The organism is Bradyrhizobium sediminis (assembly GCF_018736085.1).
Taxonomy (GTDB): Bacteria; Pseudomonadota; Alphaproteobacteria; order Rhizobiales; family Xanthobacteraceae; genus Bradyrhizobium; species Bradyrhizobium sediminis.
On record NZ_CP076134.1, the window covers coordinates 2353246 to 2371132 of the forward strand.

Consider the following 17887-nt stretch of genomic DNA (forward strand, 5'->3'; position numbering starts at 1 on the left):
CATCAGGCCGCAAAACAAGAGTGGATTGCTTCGTCGCTTTGCTCCTCGCAACGACGCCTTTGGTTATTTATACTCCCGCTCTTCCCACCATGGGAAATAGTCGGGCATGTCTGCTGACACCTTGTTCTTGAACACCGCCGGGCGCTTTTCCAGGAACGACACGACGCCTTCCTTGACGTCGTCGGAGCGACCGCGGGCATAGATGCCGCGGCTGTCGATCTTGTGGGCTTCCATCGGATCGTCGGCGCCCAGCATGCGCCACATCATCTGCCGGATCAGCGCCAGCGAGACCGGCGCGGTCTTGGCGGTAATCTCCTTGGCCAGCGCGCGCGCCGTCGGCAGCAGGTCGTCCGGCGGCACCACCTTGCTGACGAGGCGGCCGGCCAAGGCTTCCTGCGCCGGAAACACCCGGCCGGTGTAACACCACTCCAGCGCCTGGGCGATACCGACCAGGCGCGGCAGAAACCAGCTCGACGCCGCTTCCGGCACGATGCCGCGCTGGGAGAACACGAAGCCGATCCGGGCATTCTCGGAGGCGATGCGGATATCCATCGGGAGCAGCATGGTGGCGCCGATGCCGACCGCCGGGCCGTTCACCGCGGCGATCACGGGCTTCAGGCATTTGAAGATGCGCAGCGTCACCGTGCCGCCGCCGTCGCGCACCTGGGGATCGCTGTAGTCGACCTTGCCGTTGGCCAGCCGCTTCACCGGCCCGCGCCGCGCGTCGCGGTCGAAGGTGTCGGCGCCCGAGGAGAGGTCAGCCCCGGCGCAGAAGCCGCGCCCCGCGCCGGTGACGATGATAGCCCTGACATTGTCGTCCTTGTCGGCGGCATCGAAAGCGTCGATCAATTCCTGCTGCATGGAGCCGTTGAAGGCGTTGAGCTTGTCCGGCCGGTTCAAGGTGATGGTGAGAATCTGTTCGTCGACCTCGTATTTGATGGTCTCGTAGGCCATTGGGTGCGGTTTCCTCTCGCTTTTGCTTTGATTGCATTTCGTCATTGCCGGGCAAAAGCGCAAAGCGCGTCTTTGCGCTAGGTGACCCGGCAATCCATCTTCTTCAAGAAGATGGATGCGCGGGTCAGGCCCGCGCATGACGATTAGCGCGTGCCGTTCTACTTCCTCGGCGGGCTGGGCCACGGCCGTTGCGGCCCGCGCAATCCCTCGAACGCCTTGGCCATGCCGAGCACGCCGATGTCGTCGAAGCGGCGGCCGATGATCTGGACGCCGATCGGAAATCCCTTCTTGTCGAAACCGCCGTTGATCGAGGCGGCCGGATTTTCCGACATGTTCCAGGGCACGGTATAGGCGATGTGCTCGAACGGCTTGTCGGGATCGTTGATCGGGGCGGCGAGTTCGGCGGCGAAGTTCACCACCGGCGACACCGGCGAGATCACATAGTCGATTTCACAGAACAGTTTCGCCGCCGCTGATCGAATCGCCATGGTGGCGTTGAAACCCCTGATGACGTCGACGCCCGACAGTTTTGTCGCGGTCTCCGCCCATTGGTAGATATAGGGCAGCGCCTTGGCGCGCTCGGCCGGCGTCAGCCTGGACAGGTCGTCCCACATCCGCGCGCGCCAGAAATTGTCGAGCCCGTCGAGCATCTCGCGCGTCATGATGCCGTCGACTTCGGTGACGACCGCGCCCGCGGATTCGAAGGCTTCCGCAGCCTTGACGGCGACTTCGCGCACGTCCTTCTCCAGCGCCTGGCCAGTTCCGGCATCCAGCATCAAGCCGATGCGCAGCTTGCGCGGCGACTTTTCCAGCGCCTTCCAGTTGATGTCATTGGGCGGCAGGCTCATGCCGTCGCGGCGGTCGGGCCGCGACAACACGCTCATCATCAATGCGGCGTCGTCGACGGTGCGGGTCATCGGACCTGCGATCCGGCCGACATAAGGCGGATCGATCGGAACCCGCCCGAGGCTCGGCTTCAGCGCGACCAGGCCGCACCAGCATGCCGGCAGCCGCACCGAACCGCCGATGTCGGTGCCGAGATGCAGCGGGCCGTAACCTGCGGCGCCGGCTGCACCGGCGCCGGCGCTGGAGCCGCCGGGGTTCTTGCTGACGTCCCAGGGATTGCGGGTGAGGGGATGGAAACTGGAGAGGCCCGACGACAGCATGCCGTAGTCCGGCATGGTGGTCTTGGAGAAGATCACCGCACCCGCTTCGCGCAAGCGCGCCGCCGGCGGCGCATCCGCCGGCGCCGGCACCAGTTTGACGCTGGCCGCCCCCAGCGGCACCGGCACGCCCTTGGTGGCGATGTTCTCCTTGATGGTGACGGGGACGCCGTCGAGCGTGCCCATCGGCTCGCCCTTTTGCCAGCGCTCGGTCGAGGCCCTGGCGGTGGCGCGCGCGCCGTCGGGATCGAAGGCGTACAGCGCCTTGATATGCGGCTCCCACACCGCGATATGCGTCAGCACGTCTTCCAGCACCTCCGACGGCGAAAACTGCTTGGCGCGAAAGCCGGCGATCAGGTCGACGGCGGAAAGGTCGTGCAGCGACGTGATCGCGTCGTCGGATGCCGGTTTATGCATCGGCGCCTACCGGAAGCCGGGTTTCGATGATGCGCGCGAACATGCTGGCGCCGATCGGCAGGATCTTGTCATCCAGCACATAGCCGGGGTTATGCACGGGCACCGAGCCCTCATGGCCGAGCCAGAAATAGGCGCCGGGCACCGCTTGCAGCATGTCGGCGAAATCCTCGCTGCCCATCTTCGGCTGCGACCGGGTGAAGACCTTGGTGGGATCGACCACCGTGCGCGCCACGGCCTCGACCACGCTGGACTGCTCTTCCTCGTTCACCAGCACGCCGAAAGTATCGCGGATGTCGGCGACGATCTCAACATGGAAGGCTGTGGCCATGCCGGCGCAGAGCGCGCGCATCCGTTCGCGGATCATCGCGCGAACCTCGTCGGAAAAGGCCCGCACGGTGCCGCACAGTTTGGCCTCGCCCGGGATCACGTTGTAGGCGGAGCCCGAATGGATCTGGGTGATCGACAGCACCGCCGACTGCAGCGGATCGACGTTGCGGCTGACGATGGTCTGCAGCGCCTGGCCGAGCGTCATCGCGATCACGACCGGGTCCTTCGAGCGCTCCGGCATCGCGCCATGCGCGCCATAGCCCGAGATGGTGATGTCGAAGAAGTCGGCGCCGGCCATCGCCGGTCCCGGCAGGATGGCGATCTCGCCATGGTTCAGGTCGGGCGCATTATGCAGCCCGTAGATCTCGTCGCAGGGGAATTTCTCGAACAGCCCGTCCTTGATCATGGCGCGGGCGCCGCCGAGGCCTTCTTCCGCCGGCTGGAAGATGAAATGCACGGTGCCGTCGAAGTTCCGGGTTTCGGCGAGATAGCGCGCGGTGCCGAGCAGCATGGTGGTGTGGCCGTCATGGCCGCAGCCGTGGAAGCGGCCGGGAATGGTCGAGCGCCAGCGCAGATTGGTGTTCTCTTCCATCGGCAGCGCGTCCATGTCGGCGCGCAAGCCGATCCGCTTGGTGCCGGCGCCCTTGCCCCTGAGGACGCCGACCACGCCGGTGCCGCCGAGCCCGCGATGCACCTCGATGCCCCATTGCGTCAGCTTGTCGGCGACGATCCCGGAGGTGCGGACCTCCTCGAAGCCGATCTCGGGATGCGCGTGCAGGTCGCGGCGGATGGCGGTGAGTTCGTCGGCATAGCCGTCGATACGTTCGATGTTGGGCATGATCAGTTATCCGGTTGCAGACGACGTTGAACGTGATTCGGTTTCGGGCGCGAAGGCGGGACCGTTCGGCCGGATGCGCACGCCCGCGCGCAGCCGCGTCCAGGGCAGGGCGGCGGTGTCGGCCGGCATCGCGCCGGGCGCGGCGCAGATCAGGAGCTTTTCGGCGATCGGCTCGAAATCGGCGCGGAAATGCACCGAGCTCTTGTTGACGAGGATGGACTGCTCGGTCGGCTCGATGCCGACATAGCGGTACATCGATTGGTCCGCGAGCTGCGCCTTGTAGGATCCCACGACCACCCGAACGTCGCCGATGCGCAGGCAAGCCGACGGTCCCATGTCCATGTCGCGGCCGCCGTAATACGGACCCGGCGCGACGAATTTTCCATCGGATAATTCCTCGACGACGAAGGTTTCTTCATATGGTTCATCGCCTGGGATGCCCGATTTGCCGCCGAGCGCCAGCGTGACGACGGCGCCAACACCTGCAGCATGTGCGGCCAATGCCGACTCTGGATCGTGGATCACGCCGATCGCGGCTTTGGTTGCGTTGTTGCGCACCAGCGCGCGCAGCATGCCCGTGGTGTCGGAATCGCCGCCGGCGCCGGGATTGTCCTGGGTGTCGGCAATGATGACCGGCTTCGTCGCGCGCGTCGCCAGCTCCATCGCGTGCAGCACGCCCTCGTCGGGCGTGAAGATGCGGCCGTCGAAATCGTCTTCGTGGCCCTCGACCAGCGCGGCGAGCTGGTCGGCCGCCGCATCCGCATCAGCTTGCGTCCGGCCATAGGCGAACACGCTCGGCCCGCAATGGGCAAAATCCGCCGCCGGAAAACCCGGCGCAAAGGACAGCGTCGGCACCGCGTCGCTCTGCATCGCCGCCAGCTTCTGGTAGATGCCTTTGGTCGGCTGGTCGTTGGTGCATTGCCAACTGATCGGAATCAGGAACGGCAATTGCCGGAACGCTTTTGCGTATTTGTGTCCGGTGTCGAGCAACAGCGCCAGGTGCTCGGCGGCGGCGCGGCCGGTGTCGGCCATGTCGACATGGGGATAGGTGCGGTAGGCGATGAGCGCATCGGCATGTTCGACCATTTCCGGCGTAACATTGGCGTGCAGGTCGAGGCTGGCCACCAGCGGCAGATCGTTGCCGATCACCGCGCGCACGCGCCGGAGGATTTCACCTTCGCCGTCGTCGAAATGTTCTGACACCATGGCGCCGTGCAGGTCGAGATAAACCGCATCCAGCGGACCTGCGGCTTTGATGCCGTCGACCATCGCCTTGACGATGCGCTCATAGGCGTCCTCGGTGACGTGCGCCGACGGGCTGGCGGCGCAGGCGATGGTCGGCGCTATCTCCCAGCCGCGGGCTTGCGCCGCGCCGATGAAACCGGCCAGCCCGACATTGATGTTGCGCATCGTCGTCAGAATATCGCCGCCATGCGCCATCGACGGCCAGCCGCCGCCATGCACGAAATCGGCATAGGTTGCCTTGGTCGGCGCAAAAGTATTGGTTTCGTGCAGGAAGCCGCCAATGGCGATACGGGTCATCAATGATCTCGGTCAGTGGTTCGTGCGCGCGACGTTAGACTCGTCATTGCGGCCAGCGCAAGCGACGAAGCAATTCCGTTTTGCATGCCGCATGGGCGCTCTGTCATTCCGGGGCGATGCGTCAGCATCGAACCCGGAATCTCGAGATTCCGGGTCTGGTCCTTCGGACCATCCCGGAATGACGAACATTGTTCTATGCCGTCGCAGGAGTCGCTTCCGCCACCGGCCGGAAATTCGCAAAATCCCATTCCCGCCCAGGGGCGGCGTCGAGCAGTGCGCGGGTATAGGCCTGTTGCGGATGGGTCAGCACCTCGGCCGCCGGGCCCTGTTCGACGATGCGGCCGTGCTGCATCACGGCGACGTCGTCGCAGATCTGCGCCGCCACCCGCAGATCGTGGGTGATGAACAACAGTGCGATGCCGAGCCTGGTCTGGATTTCGTCGAGCAGTTCCAAAACCTGCGCCTGCACCGAGACGTCGAGTGCCGACACCGCTTCGTCCGCCACCAGCACGTCGGGGTCGAGCGCCAGCGCGCGTGCAATCGCGATGCGCTGGCGCTGGCCGCCGGAGAACTGGTGCGGATAGCGCGAGATCGCGTCCGCCGGCAGGTCGACCAGTTCCAGCAGTTCGCGCGCCTTGGCCAGCGCTTCAGCGCGCGGCATGCCGTAATTGATCGGCCCCTCGGCGATGGTCTCGCCGACGGTGATGCGCGGATTGAGCGAACGATAGGGGTCCTGGAAGATGATCTGGATGCGCTTCCGGTGCGGCTGCAGCAGCCGCCGCGACAGGTCGGAGATTTCGCGGCCGGCGAGGCGAATGCCGCCGGAGGTTGGATCGATCAGCCGGACGATGCAGCGTGCCACCGTGGATTTGCCGGAACCGCTTTCGCCGACGATGCCGAGCGTGCGGCCCTTGCGCAACGTGAGCGTGACGTCCTTGGCCGCTGCCACTTCGCGGACGCCGCCGAAGAACGAGCGTTCGCGGTAGACCTTGCCGAGTTCGTTGGCTTCCAGCACCACCGGCTCCGTCGATTCCGGCCGCGCCGCGCGGGGGATCAGGCTCGGCACCGCCGACAGCAGGTTGCGGGTGTATTCCATGGTGGGCGTGCGCAGGATGGTGTCGAGCGCGCCGGTCTCGACCAGCCGGCCCTGGCGCATCACGGCGACGCGGTCGGCGATCTCGGCGACCACGCCCATGTCGTGGGTGATGAAGAGAACGGCGGTGCCGTGATCCCTTTGCAGGTCGCGGATCAAAGTGAGGATCTGTTTCTGCGTGGTGACGTCGAGCGCGGTGGTCGGCTCGTCCGCGATCAGCAGTTTCGGTTCCAGCACCAGCGCCATCGCGATCATGATGCGCTGGCGCTGGCCGCCGGAGAGCCGGTGCGGGTAGGAGGCGAAGATGCGCTCGACCTCGGGCAGCCGGACCTGCTCCATCATGTCGAGGATGCGCTTCCTGCGCGCGCGGGCGTCGAGATCGGTGTGAGCGCGCAGCACCTCGTCGATCTGGCGGCCGACCGGCACCACCGGATTGAGCGCGGTCATCGGCTCCTGGAAGATCATCGCCATGGTGGTGGCGCGCAATTGCCGCAGGCGGCGGTCGCTGGCGCTGAGCAGTTCCTCGCCGACCAGCTTGATGCTGCCGCCGGATGCCACCAGCGAGCCCTTCTGCAACAGGCCCATCACCGTCAACGAGGTGACGGACTTGCCGGAACCGCTTTCGCCGACCAGGCACAGCGTCTCGGCTTCGCGGACCTGCAGCGAGACGCCGTCGAGCACCCGCTGGTTGCCCGGCTTGTTGCCGAGGCCGACCACGAGATTGTCGATGTCGAGGACGAGGGGTTTCATGTTCATCGTTCTCTCACCATCGTCATTGCGAGGAGCACTTGCGACGAAGCAATCCATTCTTTCTTTCTGCGGCGCGATGGATTGCTTCGCTGCGCTCGCAATGACGGGATGAAACACCTTCACTTGCCGCCCTCCCGCTGCTTCATGCGGGGATCGAGCGCGTCGCGCGCGGCATCGCCGATCAAATTGACGCTGAGGATCGCGATCGAAAGCAACAGGCCCGGCCAGAAGATCAGCGACGGCTTGATCTGAAAATAGGCGCGGCCCTCGGCCATGATGTTGCCCCAGGTCGGCGTCTCCGGGTTGATGCCGGCGCCGAGGAACGACAGGATCGCCTCGGTGAGAATGGCGGACGCGCAGACATAAGTGCCTTGCACGATCAGGGGCGCCACCGTGTTCGGCATCAGATGCCGCCACATGATCTTGGGCAGGCTGGAGCCGACCGAGATCGCGGCTTCGACATAGGGTTCCTCGCGCGCGGACAGCACCACCGAGCGCACCAGCCGCGCCACGCGCGGGATTTCGGGAATCGTGATCGCGACCAGCACCGTGGTCAGGCTGGCGCCCGACAGCGACACCACGGCGATCGCCAGCAGGATGCTCGGGATCGCCATCAGGCCGTCCATCACGCGCATCATCACCGCGTCGACCCATTTGAAGAAGCCGGAGACGAGGCCGATCAAGAGCCCGATGCCGATCGAGAACACGGCGGCGCCGAGACCGATCAACAGCGAAATCCGTCCGCCATAGAGAATGCGCGACAGCACGTCGCGGCCATAGGCGTCGGTGCCGAGCAGGAACTGCGCGCTGGCCGGCTTCAGCCGCTGTGCCGGCGCCAGCAGCAGGGGATCGTGCGGCGAAAGCAGCGGCGCGAAAATCGCCGACAGGATCACCAGCGACAGGCAGACCGTCGCCGCGGCGATGATTGGGGTTGCCGTCAGAAATCCGAGCCCCGGCCGGAACGGCGTGGTGATCGGGATCGACGGCTCTGGAACGGTTTCGATGGCCATCAGTACCGGATCCTCGGGTCGAGCAGGGTATAGGCGACGTCGATCAACAGATTGACCGTGACATAGATCAGCGACGTCAAGAGGATCATCGCCTGAATGACGGGATAATCGCGCGCCAGCACGGCATCGACGGTGAGCCGTCCGATGCCGGGCAGGTTGAACACGCTCTCGGTGACGACCACGCCGGAGATCAGAAGCGCGAATCCGGTGCCGATCACGGTGATGACCGGCACCGCGGCGTTGCGTAGCGCATGGCGCAACAGCACGCCGGTCTCATTGATGCCCTTGGCGCGGGCGGTGCGCACATAATCCTCGCCGAGCACGTCGAGCATTGCAGCCCGGGTCATGCGCGCGATCAGCGCGACATAGATAAAGGACAGCGTGCAGGTCGGCAGGATGATGCGTTCGAAGAACGGGCCGAAGCCCGCGGTGATACTCTTGAATCCCTGCACCGGCAGCCAGCGCAGTTCGATCGCAAAGACCTGGATCAGCACATAGCCGATCACGAACACCGGCACCGAGAAGCCGAGCACCGACAGTCCCATCACGAAGCGGTCGATCCATGTGCCGTGTTTCCAGGCCGCGATGACGCCGAGCGGCACCGCGACCACGATGGCGAGGATGATGGTCGACAGCGCGATCGAGATCGACGGCTCGACCCGCTGGCTGATCATCTTCAGCACCGGCACGTTCGAGATCAGGGAGACGCCGAGGTCGCCGTGCAGGAGCTTGCCGACCCAGGTGAAGAACTGGGTGTAGAGCGGCTCATGCAGGCCGAGCGAAATGCGGATGCGCTCGAGCTGCTCGGGGGTTGCATTGTCGCCGGCGAGAATCGCGGCGGGATCGCCCGGCGTCAGCCGCAGCAACAGAAACACGAACAGCGCCACCACGCCCATCACGGGAATGGCGGCCAGCACACGTCGAAGCAGGTATCCGAGCATCAGACGCCCCCACTTCGTCGTCCCTGCGAAAGCAGGGACCCATACGCCGGGAACTCTCGATGGAATGCTGGAGCAGACGTTTGGAACGACAACACAGGCCTGTGGTTTTGGGTCCCTGCTTTCGCAGGGACGACGTATTGAGATTGGGGAATGCTGCAGAAATCCATCATGACGTCACTCTCGCACTCTGCGGCCCCGATGCAAGGTTAGCAAATCCTGTGCCATCGGGAATGCACAAAAGTGCCATCACTCCAGCGTCGCCAGCAGGCCGGCCATCAGGCGGCCGCGTTCGGCGAGGCTGTCGATCTCGATGTGTTCGTTCAGCGTATGCGCGTCGGCGCCGCGGACGCCGAGGCCGTCGAGGGTCGGGATGCCCATCGCGCCGGTGAAATTGCCGTCGGAGCCGCCGCCGGCGCTGCCATGCGGCAGCTCGACGCCCATTTGCTCGGCGACGCCGCGCGCCTTTTCATACAGCGCCATGGTGCCGGCGTCGGGCTCCCAGACCGGCCGGGTCACGCCGCGCGTGACTTTAAAGGTAACGTCATTGGCGGAGCCGGACAGCGCCAGCATCCGCTCCACGCCGTGGTCGAGATCGGCCTGGCGCTTGGCCATGCTCAGCGCCTCGCCGGTAGCGGTGGTGGCGACGCAGTTGACCCATTGGCCGCCATGCACGATGCCGACCGAGAAGGTGCAGTCCGCCGTCGTCATGGCGTCGATGGCGAGGATTTGCCGCGCCATTTCGCGGATCGCGGAACGGCCCGAGGCGAGGGTGGCGCCGGCATGGCTCGGCTTGCCGATGGCTTCCAGATTGAACCGCGCGATGGCGTAGCGCCCGGTGACGACGCCGTTGTCCGGGCGGCCCGGCTCCGGCACCAGCACATATTTGTTGCGTGCGGCTTCGGCCTCGATGATGTCGCGGGTCGACGGTGTGCCGACTTCCTCGTCAGGCGTGAACAGCACGGTGATCGGCAGCGGCGTGGTGAAGGACGCGCGCGCCAGCTGCCGGATCGCTTCCAGGGTGAGGTAATTGCCGCCCTTCATGTCGAAGATGCCGGGACCGTAACATTTGTTGCCCTCGCGCCGCCACTTCAGCTTTTCCAGCGTGCCGATCGGATGCACGGTATCGAGATGGCCCGCGATCAGGATGCCGGGCTCGCCCGCTTTCGGATGCGGAAAGCGCGCGCGGACGCAGCCGCCAAAACCCTGCCGGCCGGCGATGCGCTCGATCGAGGCGCCCATGATCGCCATGTCGCGCGCGGCGATATCGAGCATGCGCTCGACCGCGGGCGCGTCGAAAGTCGGACTTTCGCATTCCACCCAGCCGCGCAGCCCCTGCAGCATGGCCTCGGAATCGAAAGGAAGGTTGGCGGGGTTCATGGGCTTCTCTTGGTTCTTGAACGGGATGCTTTCTTGGCGCGCCGGCTCTCGGCGACAGGCTTACGAGAATGACCGGCGGCGAGTTTGTAAAGTGAAACTTGCGCGCCGTTGTGCGGCGCATTCGCCGCGCACACTTGCGCTAAAACCCGATTGACGCGCAACGCACTTGATGCAAGGCTCAAATGCTTCGGAGTTACAGCGTGTTAGCGCGCGCCTAAATAACGCGCCGCATGCATAACGAATAATCTGAGTTTGACCAGTTTCACGTCAGGAGACAAACCAATGTTCCACATCCCGCGCTGGAAACCTACCGCGATAGCTTCAGGTGTCGCGCTATCGGTCCTCGCTCTTTCGGCGGCCGCGACATCGCAGGCGATCGCCGCCGGCAAGACCATCACCGCGGTGATGCACTCCGATTTGCGCGTGCTCGATCCCGGGCTCACCACCGCCTACATCACCCGCGATCACGGCTACATGGTCTACGACACGCTGGTGGCGACCGATGCCAACTTCAAGATCCAGCCGCAGATGGCGGAGTGGAAAGTCTCCGGCGACAAGCTCACCTACACCTTCACGTTGCGCGACGGCCTGAAGTGGCATGACGGCGCGCCGGTCACCGCGGAAGACTGCGTGGCCTCGCTGAAGCGCTGGGGCAAGAACGACGGCATGGGCCAGAAGCTGATGGACTTCACCGCCAGCATCGAGGCGCCAGACGCCAAGACCATCGTGCTGAAGCTGAAGGAGCCCTACGGCCTGGTGCTGGAGTCGCTCGGCAAGCCGTCGTCGCTGGTGCCGTTCATGATGCCGAAGCGGCTGGCGGAAACGCCGGCCGGCAAGGCGATCGCCGAGCAGGTCGGTTCCGGCCCGTTCAAATTCGTGCAGGCCGAATTCCAGCCCGGCGTGAAGGCGATCTATGTCAAGAACGCCGACTACGTGCCGCGCAAGGAGCCGGCGAGCTGGACCGCCGGCGGCAAGGTGGTCAAGGTCGACCGCGTCGAATGGGTGACGATGCCCGATGCGCAGACCGCAGTGAACGCGCTGCAATCCGGCGACATCGATTTCATGGAAAACCCGTCCTTCGACCTGTTGCCGGTGCTGGAGGCCAACAAGGACATCAAGATCGAAATCCTGAACAAGTTCGGCTTCCAGACGCTGGGGCGGATGAACTTCACTCTTCCGCCGTTCGACAACGTCAAGGTACGCCGCGCCGCGTTCCTGGCCATGAGCCAGAAGCCGGTGCTCGACGCGCTGGTCGGCAATCCCAAATACTACAAGATCTGCGGCGCGATCTTCATCTGCGATACGCCGCTCGCCACCGACGTCGGCTCGGAGACGCTGGTGAAGGGCAACGGCATGGCGGAAGCCAAGAAGCTGCTCGCCGAGTCCGGCTATGACGGCACGCCGATCGTGGTGATGGCGCCGGGCGACGTCGTCACGCTGAAGGCGCAGCCGATCGTGGCCGCGCAATTGCTGCGCGAAGCCGGCTTCAAGGTCGACGTGCAGGCCACCGACTGGCAGACCGTGGTGACCCGCCGCGCCAGCCAGAAGCCGGTCAAGGAGGGCGGCTGGAACATGTTCTTCACCAACTGGGTCGGCGCCGACGTGGCCAACCCCGTCGTCAACGTATCGATCGGCGGCCGCGGCACCAAGGGCGGCTGGTTCGGCTGGGCGGAAGACGCCAAGGTCGAGCAGCTTCGCGATGCCTTTGCTCGTGCGGGCTCGCCCGAAGAACAGAAGAAGATCGCCGCCGACCTGCAGAAGCATGCCTATGAGCAGGCGATCTACATCCCGCTCGGGCAGTATTTCGCCCCCAGCGCCTGGAGCAAATCGCTCTCCGGCGTGCTCGACGGCCCGGCCACGCCGGTGTTCTGGAATATCGAGAAGAAGTAGGGGGCGGGGGCGACGCCGTCGCTCAGAGAGTCCAACTCGAAACCATCGTCATGCCCGGCCTTGTGCCGGGCATCCACGTTTTTGCGGCAAGCGACCAAGTATGAAGACGTGGATGGCCGGGACGTAGGTCGGCCATTCGGTATCAGATATGGAGCGGATGCGTAGTTCCTGGATGTGGTCGTGAAGAAATACGAAGAAGCTATGTCTCAAGACAGGATTCGGCGCTGTCGCTGCTCTCATTGAAGAGCGCTCTCAGCAAGCGCCAGAGTTCGCGGTGTCCAGCGGTTTGACCACCTTGCGTTAGATAATCGGCGATATCCATTGTCGCTGTTTGGTATTCGACTTTGCCCCCAATGCTTGCCTCCAAATGCGCCACTTCTCGCTCGACATACAGACTTTTGGTGTCCGTATCGAAGACAAGGGAACAACGATCCTCGTGTGTGATCTCGGGGCCTTTTACCTGACGGTACAGTTCTCTTTTCAGGAGGGCCATTTTCCGTTCCAGATGAATAAGGCGCGATGGCCAGGTTTCCTAGCTCAATAGGGTTCGGACCTTTGTAACGGCGTCATAAATTTCGATCTGGAGCATCGGATAAGCCGATTTCAGTTTCCGACCCGATGCTTCAGCAGTTTCGACAGTGTCAAACTCTGACTTGAAGTGCCCGTCGACAATCACCACAAATCCTTCCGTCGGTGGCCTGTCGGCACGTGGTGCCTTCTGCTCAGGCTCGTCAGTTGAGCGAACTGGCTTCTTCATCGGAACTCTCATCATGTCGCAGACGCGTAACAGGTGGGCTCTTTGAGACCGAAAGCTCCACTAGGCCGTGGATTGAAATTTCGTTCGATCACGGCATCGAAAAGTGAATGACAAGATCCGGAGACCGGAACTGGTTTACTTGGTTCGGATCTCCGGTTTCTTGCGATGACCGCGCAGGACTATGCGGCCTTGTTCGGTGCAGCGGCCTTGTTCGATACAGGGGGCGTGCTCGGTGGAGCGCCTGTCTTGATATTGATTGTCTTGGTGGACTTCACCGCCTTGGCGGGCTTCTTTATGGTGATAAGTAGCACACCCTTGTCGAAATGAGCTTCGACGGCCCCGTCTTCCGGCTCGAAGGGCAACAACATCGATCGATAGAAGGAACCGTAACTCCGCTCCTCGACATGCCAGTCCTTTTCTTCTTTCGTACTCTCCGCCTTTTTCTCACCGGAGATGACCAGCTGGTTGTCGTCCAGGCTGATATTGATATCTTTCTCGTCCACACCGGGAAGTTCGGCTGTCACTTCGAAGGCGTCATTTGTCTCCGCAACATTGATTGCCGGCGCGCCCGCCCCAATGCTGGGAGAAGGCGAACTCTGATCGAATGCACGCAATGCGTTTTCCATTTCGCGCCGAATGGCTCTGAAAGGGTCGGATGCAAGCTCTTGGCCACTGGTCCACAATCTCGGGAGGCTCATCTGTTCTCTCCATTAGGCTAGAGAATGTTTAAAGCCTGCCCCTCACGATCCTGATGGCCTTGACGTAGCTCAAAATGGCCAAGTTTTTTCGAGCCGGAAAGGCCGGCCGTGATGCCAATCAGCGAATCTACTTGCATCATGGCTCGCAAAAGCAAAATCAGCGACTATGTAATCGGAAGCATGCGAGAGAGCACGTCAGTGAGGTTGACCTAATGACTGGCAAATACCCATCGAGCTTCTATCGCCGCGTTGAGCGCCGCTGGGCTGGACGCATCGAGTCGCTAAGACAAATCCGCGGTCAGATTGTTGTGGCAACCGAGCGTACATTGCAACGCATGTTCAACCGTGACGGTTCGTTGATCCCAATCCCGGTAAGAGCGGTTTCGGACCGGCAACGACGTGATCGGTGCCGATCACGTGATTGATTTTCCAAATCATGGTCGTTCATACGACCATACGCGGCGCGCCGTGCGCGTCTCGATCAGCGGCCGCGGCACCAAGGGCGGCTGGTTCGGCCGGGCGGAAGACGCCAAGGTCGAGCAGCTGCGCGATGCCTTTGCGCGTGCGGGCTCGCTCGAAGAGCAGAAGAAGATTGCCGGCGATCTGCAGAAGCATGCCTATGAGCAGGCGATCTGCATCCCGCTCGGGCAATAGTTCGCGGCCAGCGCCTGGAGCAAATCGCTCTCCGGCGTGCTCGACGGCCCGGCGACGCCGGTGTTCTGGAATATCGAGAAGAAGTAGGGGGCGGAGGACGCATCGCGTCCTTACCGTCTAGCGCAAGACTATCGCGTACACGTCATGCCCGGCCTCGTGCCGGGCATTCACGTTTTTGCGGCAGTCACCTGAGTCAGGGCGTCTACCGGTTCGCCTGAATCGTTGCCGCTTCTTCCCGTGTCCTGATGGTTCGAGACGCGCGAAGATGCGCTCCTTACCATGAGGGTCTGAGACTTCATCTTGAGGAGCATCGCCAACGGGTCGCGTGGATACGCGCCCGATGACAGGCTCCGCGATGCGTTTCGAAGGATGAAGCCATTGAAGTGGAAATTGGGTTAGAAGACGCGGATAGCCGGGACGAAACCCGGCCATGACAAAATCCCAAGGCGGTATCAGCAGTCGCCGCTGCGCGGCAGTTCCAACCCGTCGTTTGATATCGGCGGGCCGGCGCAGCTGGGTTAGATTGGTGCGCAATTCTCCGGCGGCGCGCTTCGGTCCTGTTTAATTCGGAACGCCTGCGATTGAGGCCGACGCGAAGTCAGCGAGTTCAAAAAATTGCCATGAAAGCGGTGAAGCTGAGCCAGTTCTGAACCAGGAAGCGGCGATTCAGGGAGTTCATTCGCGGCGCCTCATGAATCCGCGAGCATTTGAGACATGCCGAGCGTTTCAAGCCGGCTCATCATTTTGGCGCCGGTGTCCTTCTGATCAATCAGGATATTGACGACCTTGTCGATGTCATCGGTGAAATGAACTTTGCTCTTGTATTGTTCACCATGGCCATTCTTGACGAACAACGCCTCGAGCAGCGGTTCGACGGGAAGCGTCTCCCGCCAGAATTTCGTGTCGAAAAAAATCATCGGACTGAAAGGGCCGTCGCCCCGATAATAGTTCTGGGCGGCATCCTGGAAAACCTCCTGCAGGGTGCCCGCGCGTCCCGGGGCAAAGATGATACCGTTGGTCGCAAGCGCCAGCAGAACATCTTCACGAATGCTGTTGAGGAAATACTTGGCCACTTCGGTAGCCAGAGGCGTGAGTGGCTCGTGGCCATAGTGCCAGGTGGGGACGGCCAGACTGCGCCCGCCATCGCCAAGCTTGTCGAGCAGTTGGACGGCGGGTGCCGCCCATCGATGGACTTTCGCGACGAGCGCCTTATCGACAGCGCCGTCCTTGTCGACGATGTTCATGGAGTTCGGAAGCTCCGGCTGCGTAGCAAGAAGATCGATAGATTTTGCCACGGTTGCGGCGTCCTTGTGTGCAAGCAGCGCCCCTAAATGGGTTGCTTCCATGGCGCCTGGCCCGCCGCCGCTTGCCATCAGGAATCCCCCCTCCGTCAGGCGCTTGGAGATTTCCGTAACGGCCCGGTAGGCGGCGGAACCTCGCGGCTCTTTGTGACCGCCCATGATCGCGGCGATCGGTTGCCTTGCCGCGCGAATGAAATTGAACATCGCGCGCAATATCGAATTATCGTGCACCGCCTCCATCATGCCGGCGTAGGGATCTCTCGGCGTCGAGCGGCCCTTGATGACGAAATAAACGTAGATAAGGAAGTCCGGAATCCGTTCATGACTAAGTGGATCAGCCACATCGAAGCCGGCCATTAGTTCGCGCGAGCTATAAAGACTGGAGCGTATCGGCTGAAACGGCAATTGGTCATCTGTCGGCATGTTTGGTCCCTTCGGCCACGAGCGTTAATTGGCCTCATATGAAAAAAGGGCTCGTATCAAATGGCCGATGCGGCAGCGCTGCGCTCGGCGAGCGGCGCAACCGAACCGTTAGAGATCGACGTCCACCCAGATTGCGGCATGATCCGAAGCGCCATCCCGCTTTTCGACGATCTCGTCATACACGTCCCATTTTTTGGGACGAACTCCAGGCCACATGCCCTTGCGGATAACGCCGCCTGCGATGACCTTGTCGAAAAGTTTCGGGGAAAGCAGCAAATAGTCGATCTTCTTGTCTGCCGAACAACTGTCGTAAGTGCCTGGATAGCCGCCATTGTCGAAGCTGGGATGCTTGAACGCATCCTTGAGCGTCGTCGTGCCGATGAGGGGCGCAAGGGGAATGCTGTCCGGCGTGTCGTTCAGGTCGCCGACGACGGCGATGAATTGTTCACCTTGCTGGATCAGGCCCTCGTAGATCTCCTTGACCCGTTGGGCCTGCGCTTTGCGGCGGGCTTCTGAGCTGGAAAGCGAGCCGTAGCCTTTGCTCTTGAAATGATTGACCATGACGACAAGGCGATTGCCGTTTGGAGTCGTCAGATGATACTCCGGGCAATCCCGCGAGAAAGTCTCGACGCCATTTGCCATCCGATCATCGACATGGCTGCGCATCACATCGATGGCAAATCCCTCGCGGCAAAGTAATCCGACATCGATGCCGCGTTCATCGTTGCCGTCGATCACCATGACATGCCGAAAGGCGGTTCCGCCAGCCGCCGGAATCATGATCCGATTGAATTCGTTCAGTGCCGGCCGATTTTCAGCTTCGATCACCCCGACGACATCGGCCTCAAGATCAGCAAGAACGCGGGCAGTATTCCGTACGGCGTTTTCGTCGATCGGCTCGTCACGCAATTCGAGCGAACCCACCCAATCTGCGCTGCCGTCGGCGATGATCTCCAAGCCTCCTGTGCGTGGTCTCTTGACCAATCCACCATGATTGCGTCGAAGGATGACGAATGGACCTTTGTCGCTTTTCTCCAGACCGAGCTCGATCATGAGCTCGACCATCTTGCGCTTGTCCGCGGTCGAATAGGAAATTTCGCCCAGCAAGGAATTGAGCTTGGCGAATGCCGTAAGGATTGGTTTGCCTTCTGCCCATGAATCCAGGTTCATGGCCTTGGCGCGATCGAACAGGTTCTCGACGTTATAGGCTGCCAGTCTCATATTTCCTCCACTATGAACTTAAGCAATATTTCTGGTGCGGCTGCGTCGGAGCATGGAGCGAAATACATCTTCTCCTTGCTTGTTCGGCTCGTCCGCGAAACTTCATTCAGATCGCGGGATGCCAAAATGAGGCGATTGGTCGTCCCTCAGCACTGTCATTGATACCACCACAGGATGTAAATATGAAGAGCCGTTCTTAATGCGAGATCAAACGAAGGAGTGTCGTAGGGCGGGCCTCGCCCAAGGCAGTCGCCAATACTTCGTCATGAAAGGGCTGGGAGGCCTGATCGCTGGGTTTGATCGAGTTGCTGCGGTCAGCCCGTGCCCACGTCGGACTATAGGGGGCTAGTTGGTGCGGGCGGTGGGACTCGAACCCACACGACGTTGCCATCGAGGGATTTTAAGTCCCTTGCGTCTACCAGTTCCGCCACGTCCGCTTTGATCACGAGATCAGATACTTAGCGCGTTTCCTTCGGCTTGGGAAATGGGTAGGCTTGAGGGAAATCGCGGCTTTTCCTTAAGCGAGTGCGC

The 17887-nt window shown here is 62.3% G+C and carries 14 protein-coding genes, 1 tRNA gene and 1 pseudogene; 2 read left to right on the plus strand and 14 right to left on the minus strand.

Annotated elements, in window-relative coordinates; genetic code table 11:
* Positions 1–63 precede the first annotated feature (63 nt).
* The 8 genes from KMZ29_RS11245 to KMZ29_RS11280 form a co-directional block, all read right to left on the minus strand.
* Complete coding sequence (locus KMZ29_RS11245) at positions 64–954, minus strand: crotonase/enoyl-CoA hydratase family protein (protein ID WP_215623742.1); 891 nt, start codon at positions 952–954, stop codon at positions 64–66.
* A 158-nt stretch (positions 955–1112) separates the two neighbouring features.
* Positions 1113–2534 (minus strand): amidase, encoded by a 1422-nt coding sequence (locus KMZ29_RS11250; RefSeq protein ID WP_215623743.1) that lies wholly within the window; start codon positions 2532–2534, stop codon positions 1113–1115.
* Entirely contained in the window at positions 2527–3699 is a 1173-nt protein-coding gene (locus KMZ29_RS11255; RefSeq protein ID WP_215623744.1) for a M20 aminoacylase family protein, read from the minus strand. The genes KMZ29_RS11250 and KMZ29_RS11255 overlap by 8 nt, the downstream gene beginning before the upstream one ends.
* A 6-nt stretch (positions 3700–3705) precedes the next feature.
* Positions 3706–5241, minus strand: a complete 1536-nt coding sequence (locus KMZ29_RS11260; protein ID WP_215623745.1) for a M81 family metallopeptidase — start codon at positions 5239–5241, stop codon at positions 3706–3708.
* A gap of 193 nt (positions 5242–5434) precedes the next feature.
* Complete coding sequence (locus KMZ29_RS11265) at positions 5435–7084, minus strand: ABC transporter ATP-binding protein (protein ID WP_215624233.1); 1650 nt, start codon at positions 7082–7084, stop codon at positions 5435–5437.
* 119 nt (positions 7085–7203) lie between these two features.
* On the minus strand, positions 7204–8094 hold the full coding sequence (locus KMZ29_RS11270) for an ABC transporter permease (RefSeq protein WP_215606102.1): 891 nt from the start codon (positions 8092–8094) through the stop codon (positions 7204–7206).
* The gene (locus KMZ29_RS11275) at positions 8094–9035 is read right to left on the minus strand and encodes an ABC transporter permease (RefSeq protein ID WP_215606103.1); all 942 of its coding nucleotides are present in this window, start codon (positions 9033–9035) and stop codon (positions 8094–8096) included. The genes KMZ29_RS11270 and KMZ29_RS11275 overlap by 1 nt, the downstream gene beginning before the upstream one ends.
* Positions 9036–9281: 246 nt before the next feature.
* A complete protein-coding gene (locus KMZ29_RS11280) occupies positions 9282–10412 on the minus strand; it encodes a M20/M25/M40 family metallo-hydrolase (protein ID WP_215623746.1) in 1131 nt (376 codons plus the stop codon).
* 282 nt (positions 10413–10694) lie between these two features.
* Between KMZ29_RS11280 and KMZ29_RS11285 the strand changes: the two genes are divergently transcribed.
* Positions 10695–12302, plus strand: a complete 1608-nt coding sequence (locus KMZ29_RS11285; protein WP_215623747.1) for an ABC transporter substrate-binding protein — start codon at positions 10695–10697, stop codon at positions 12300–12302.
* 199 nt (positions 12303–12501) lie between these two features.
* On the opposite strand, the gene KMZ29_RS11290 is transcribed toward KMZ29_RS11285, so the two are convergent.
* From KMZ29_RS11290 to KMZ29_RS11300, 3 genes are all read right to left on the minus strand, one after another.
* Positions 12502–12795, minus strand: a complete 294-nt coding sequence (locus KMZ29_RS11290) for a hypothetical protein (protein WP_215623748.1) — start codon at positions 12793–12795, stop codon at positions 12502–12504.
* Between the two features lie 39 nt (positions 12796–12834).
* Entirely contained in the window at positions 12835–13059 is a 225-nt protein-coding gene (locus KMZ29_RS11295) for a hypothetical protein (protein WP_215606109.1), read from the minus strand.
* 179 nt (positions 13060–13238) lie between these two features.
* Positions 13239–13757 carry an Hsp20/alpha crystallin family protein gene (locus KMZ29_RS11300; RefSeq protein ID WP_215623749.1) on the minus strand — a complete coding sequence of 173 codons (519 nt, stop codon included), beginning with the start codon at positions 13755–13757 and terminating at the stop codon, positions 13239–13241.
* Between the two features lie 474 nt (positions 13758–14231).
* On the opposite strand from KMZ29_RS11300, the pseudogene KMZ29_RS11305 reads away from it, so the two are divergent.
* Positions 14232–14498, plus strand: a pseudogene (locus tag KMZ29_RS11305) (ABC transporter substrate-binding protein); the annotation flags it as partial.
* A gap of 602 nt (positions 14499–15100) precedes the next feature.
* On the opposite strand, the gene KMZ29_RS11310 reads toward KMZ29_RS11305, so the two are convergent.
* From KMZ29_RS11310 to KMZ29_RS11320, 3 genes are all read right to left on the minus strand, one after another.
* The gene (locus KMZ29_RS11310; protein ID WP_215623750.1) at positions 15101–16135 is read right to left on the minus strand and encodes an LOG family protein; all 1035 of its coding nucleotides are present in this window, start codon (positions 16133–16135) and stop codon (positions 15101–15103) included.
* A 108-nt stretch (positions 16136–16243) separates the two neighbouring features.
* Positions 16244–17356 (minus strand): endonuclease/exonuclease/phosphatase family protein, encoded by a 1113-nt coding sequence (locus KMZ29_RS11315; RefSeq protein WP_215623751.1) that lies wholly within the window; start codon positions 17354–17356, stop codon positions 16244–16246.
* 350 nt (positions 17357–17706) lie between these two features.
* Positions 17707–17793, minus strand: a tRNA-Leu gene (locus KMZ29_RS11320).
* Positions 17794–17887 lie beyond the last annotated feature (94 nt).

Excerpts from the sequence above, each read along its gene's own strand:
- KMZ29_RS11260 (WP_215623745.1), bottom strand. The coding sequence starts at position 5,241 with ATGACCCGTATCGCCATTGGCGGCTTCCTGCACGAAACCAATACTTTT.
- KMZ29_RS11275 (WP_215606103.1), bottom strand. The coding sequence starts at position 9,035 with ATGCTCGGATACCTGCTTCGACGTGTGCTGGCCGCCATTCCCGTGATG.
- KMZ29_RS11285 (WP_215623747.1), top strand. The coding sequence starts at position 10,695 with ATGTTCCACATCCCGCGCTGGAAACCTACCGCGATAGCTTCAGGTGTC.
- KMZ29_RS11315 (WP_215623751.1), bottom strand. The coding sequence starts at position 17,356 with ATGAGACTGGCAGCCTATAACGTCGAGAACCTGTTCGATCGCGCCAAG.
- KMZ29_RS11295 (WP_215606109.1), bottom strand. The coding sequence starts at position 13,059 with ATGAAGAAGCCAGTTCGCTCAACTGACGAGCCTGAGCAGAAGGCACCA.
- KMZ29_RS11245 (WP_215623742.1), bottom strand. The coding sequence starts at position 954 with ATGGCCTACGAGACCATCAAATACGAGGTCGACGAACAGATTCTCACC.
- KMZ29_RS11310 (WP_215623750.1), bottom strand. The coding sequence starts at position 16,135 with ATGCCGACAGATGACCAATTGCCGTTTCAGCCGATACGCTCCAGTCTT.
- KMZ29_RS11280 (WP_215623746.1), bottom strand. The coding sequence starts at position 10,412 with ATGAACCCCGCCAACCTTCCTTTCGATTCCGAGGCCATGCTGCAGGGG.
- KMZ29_RS11270 (WP_215606102.1), bottom strand. The coding sequence starts at position 8,094 with ATGGCCATCGAAACCGTTCCAGAGCCGTCGATCCCGATCACCACGCCG.
- KMZ29_RS11255 (WP_215623744.1), bottom strand. The coding sequence starts at position 3,699 with ATGCCCAACATCGAACGTATCGACGGCTATGCCGACGAACTCACCGCC.
- KMZ29_RS11265 (WP_215624233.1), bottom strand. The coding sequence starts at position 7,084 with ATGAAACCCCTCGTCCTCGACATCGACAATCTCGTGGTCGGCCTCGGC.
- KMZ29_RS11300 (WP_215623749.1), bottom strand. The coding sequence starts at position 13,757 with ATGAGCCTCCCGAGATTGTGGACCAGTGGCCAAGAGCTTGCATCCGAC.
- KMZ29_RS11250 (WP_215623743.1), bottom strand. The coding sequence starts at position 2,534 with ATGCATAAACCGGCATCCGACGACGCGATCACGTCGCTGCACGACCTT.
- KMZ29_RS11290 (WP_215623748.1), bottom strand. The coding sequence starts at position 12,795 with ATGGCCCTCCTGAAAAGAGAACTGTACCGTCAGGTAAAAGGCCCCGAG.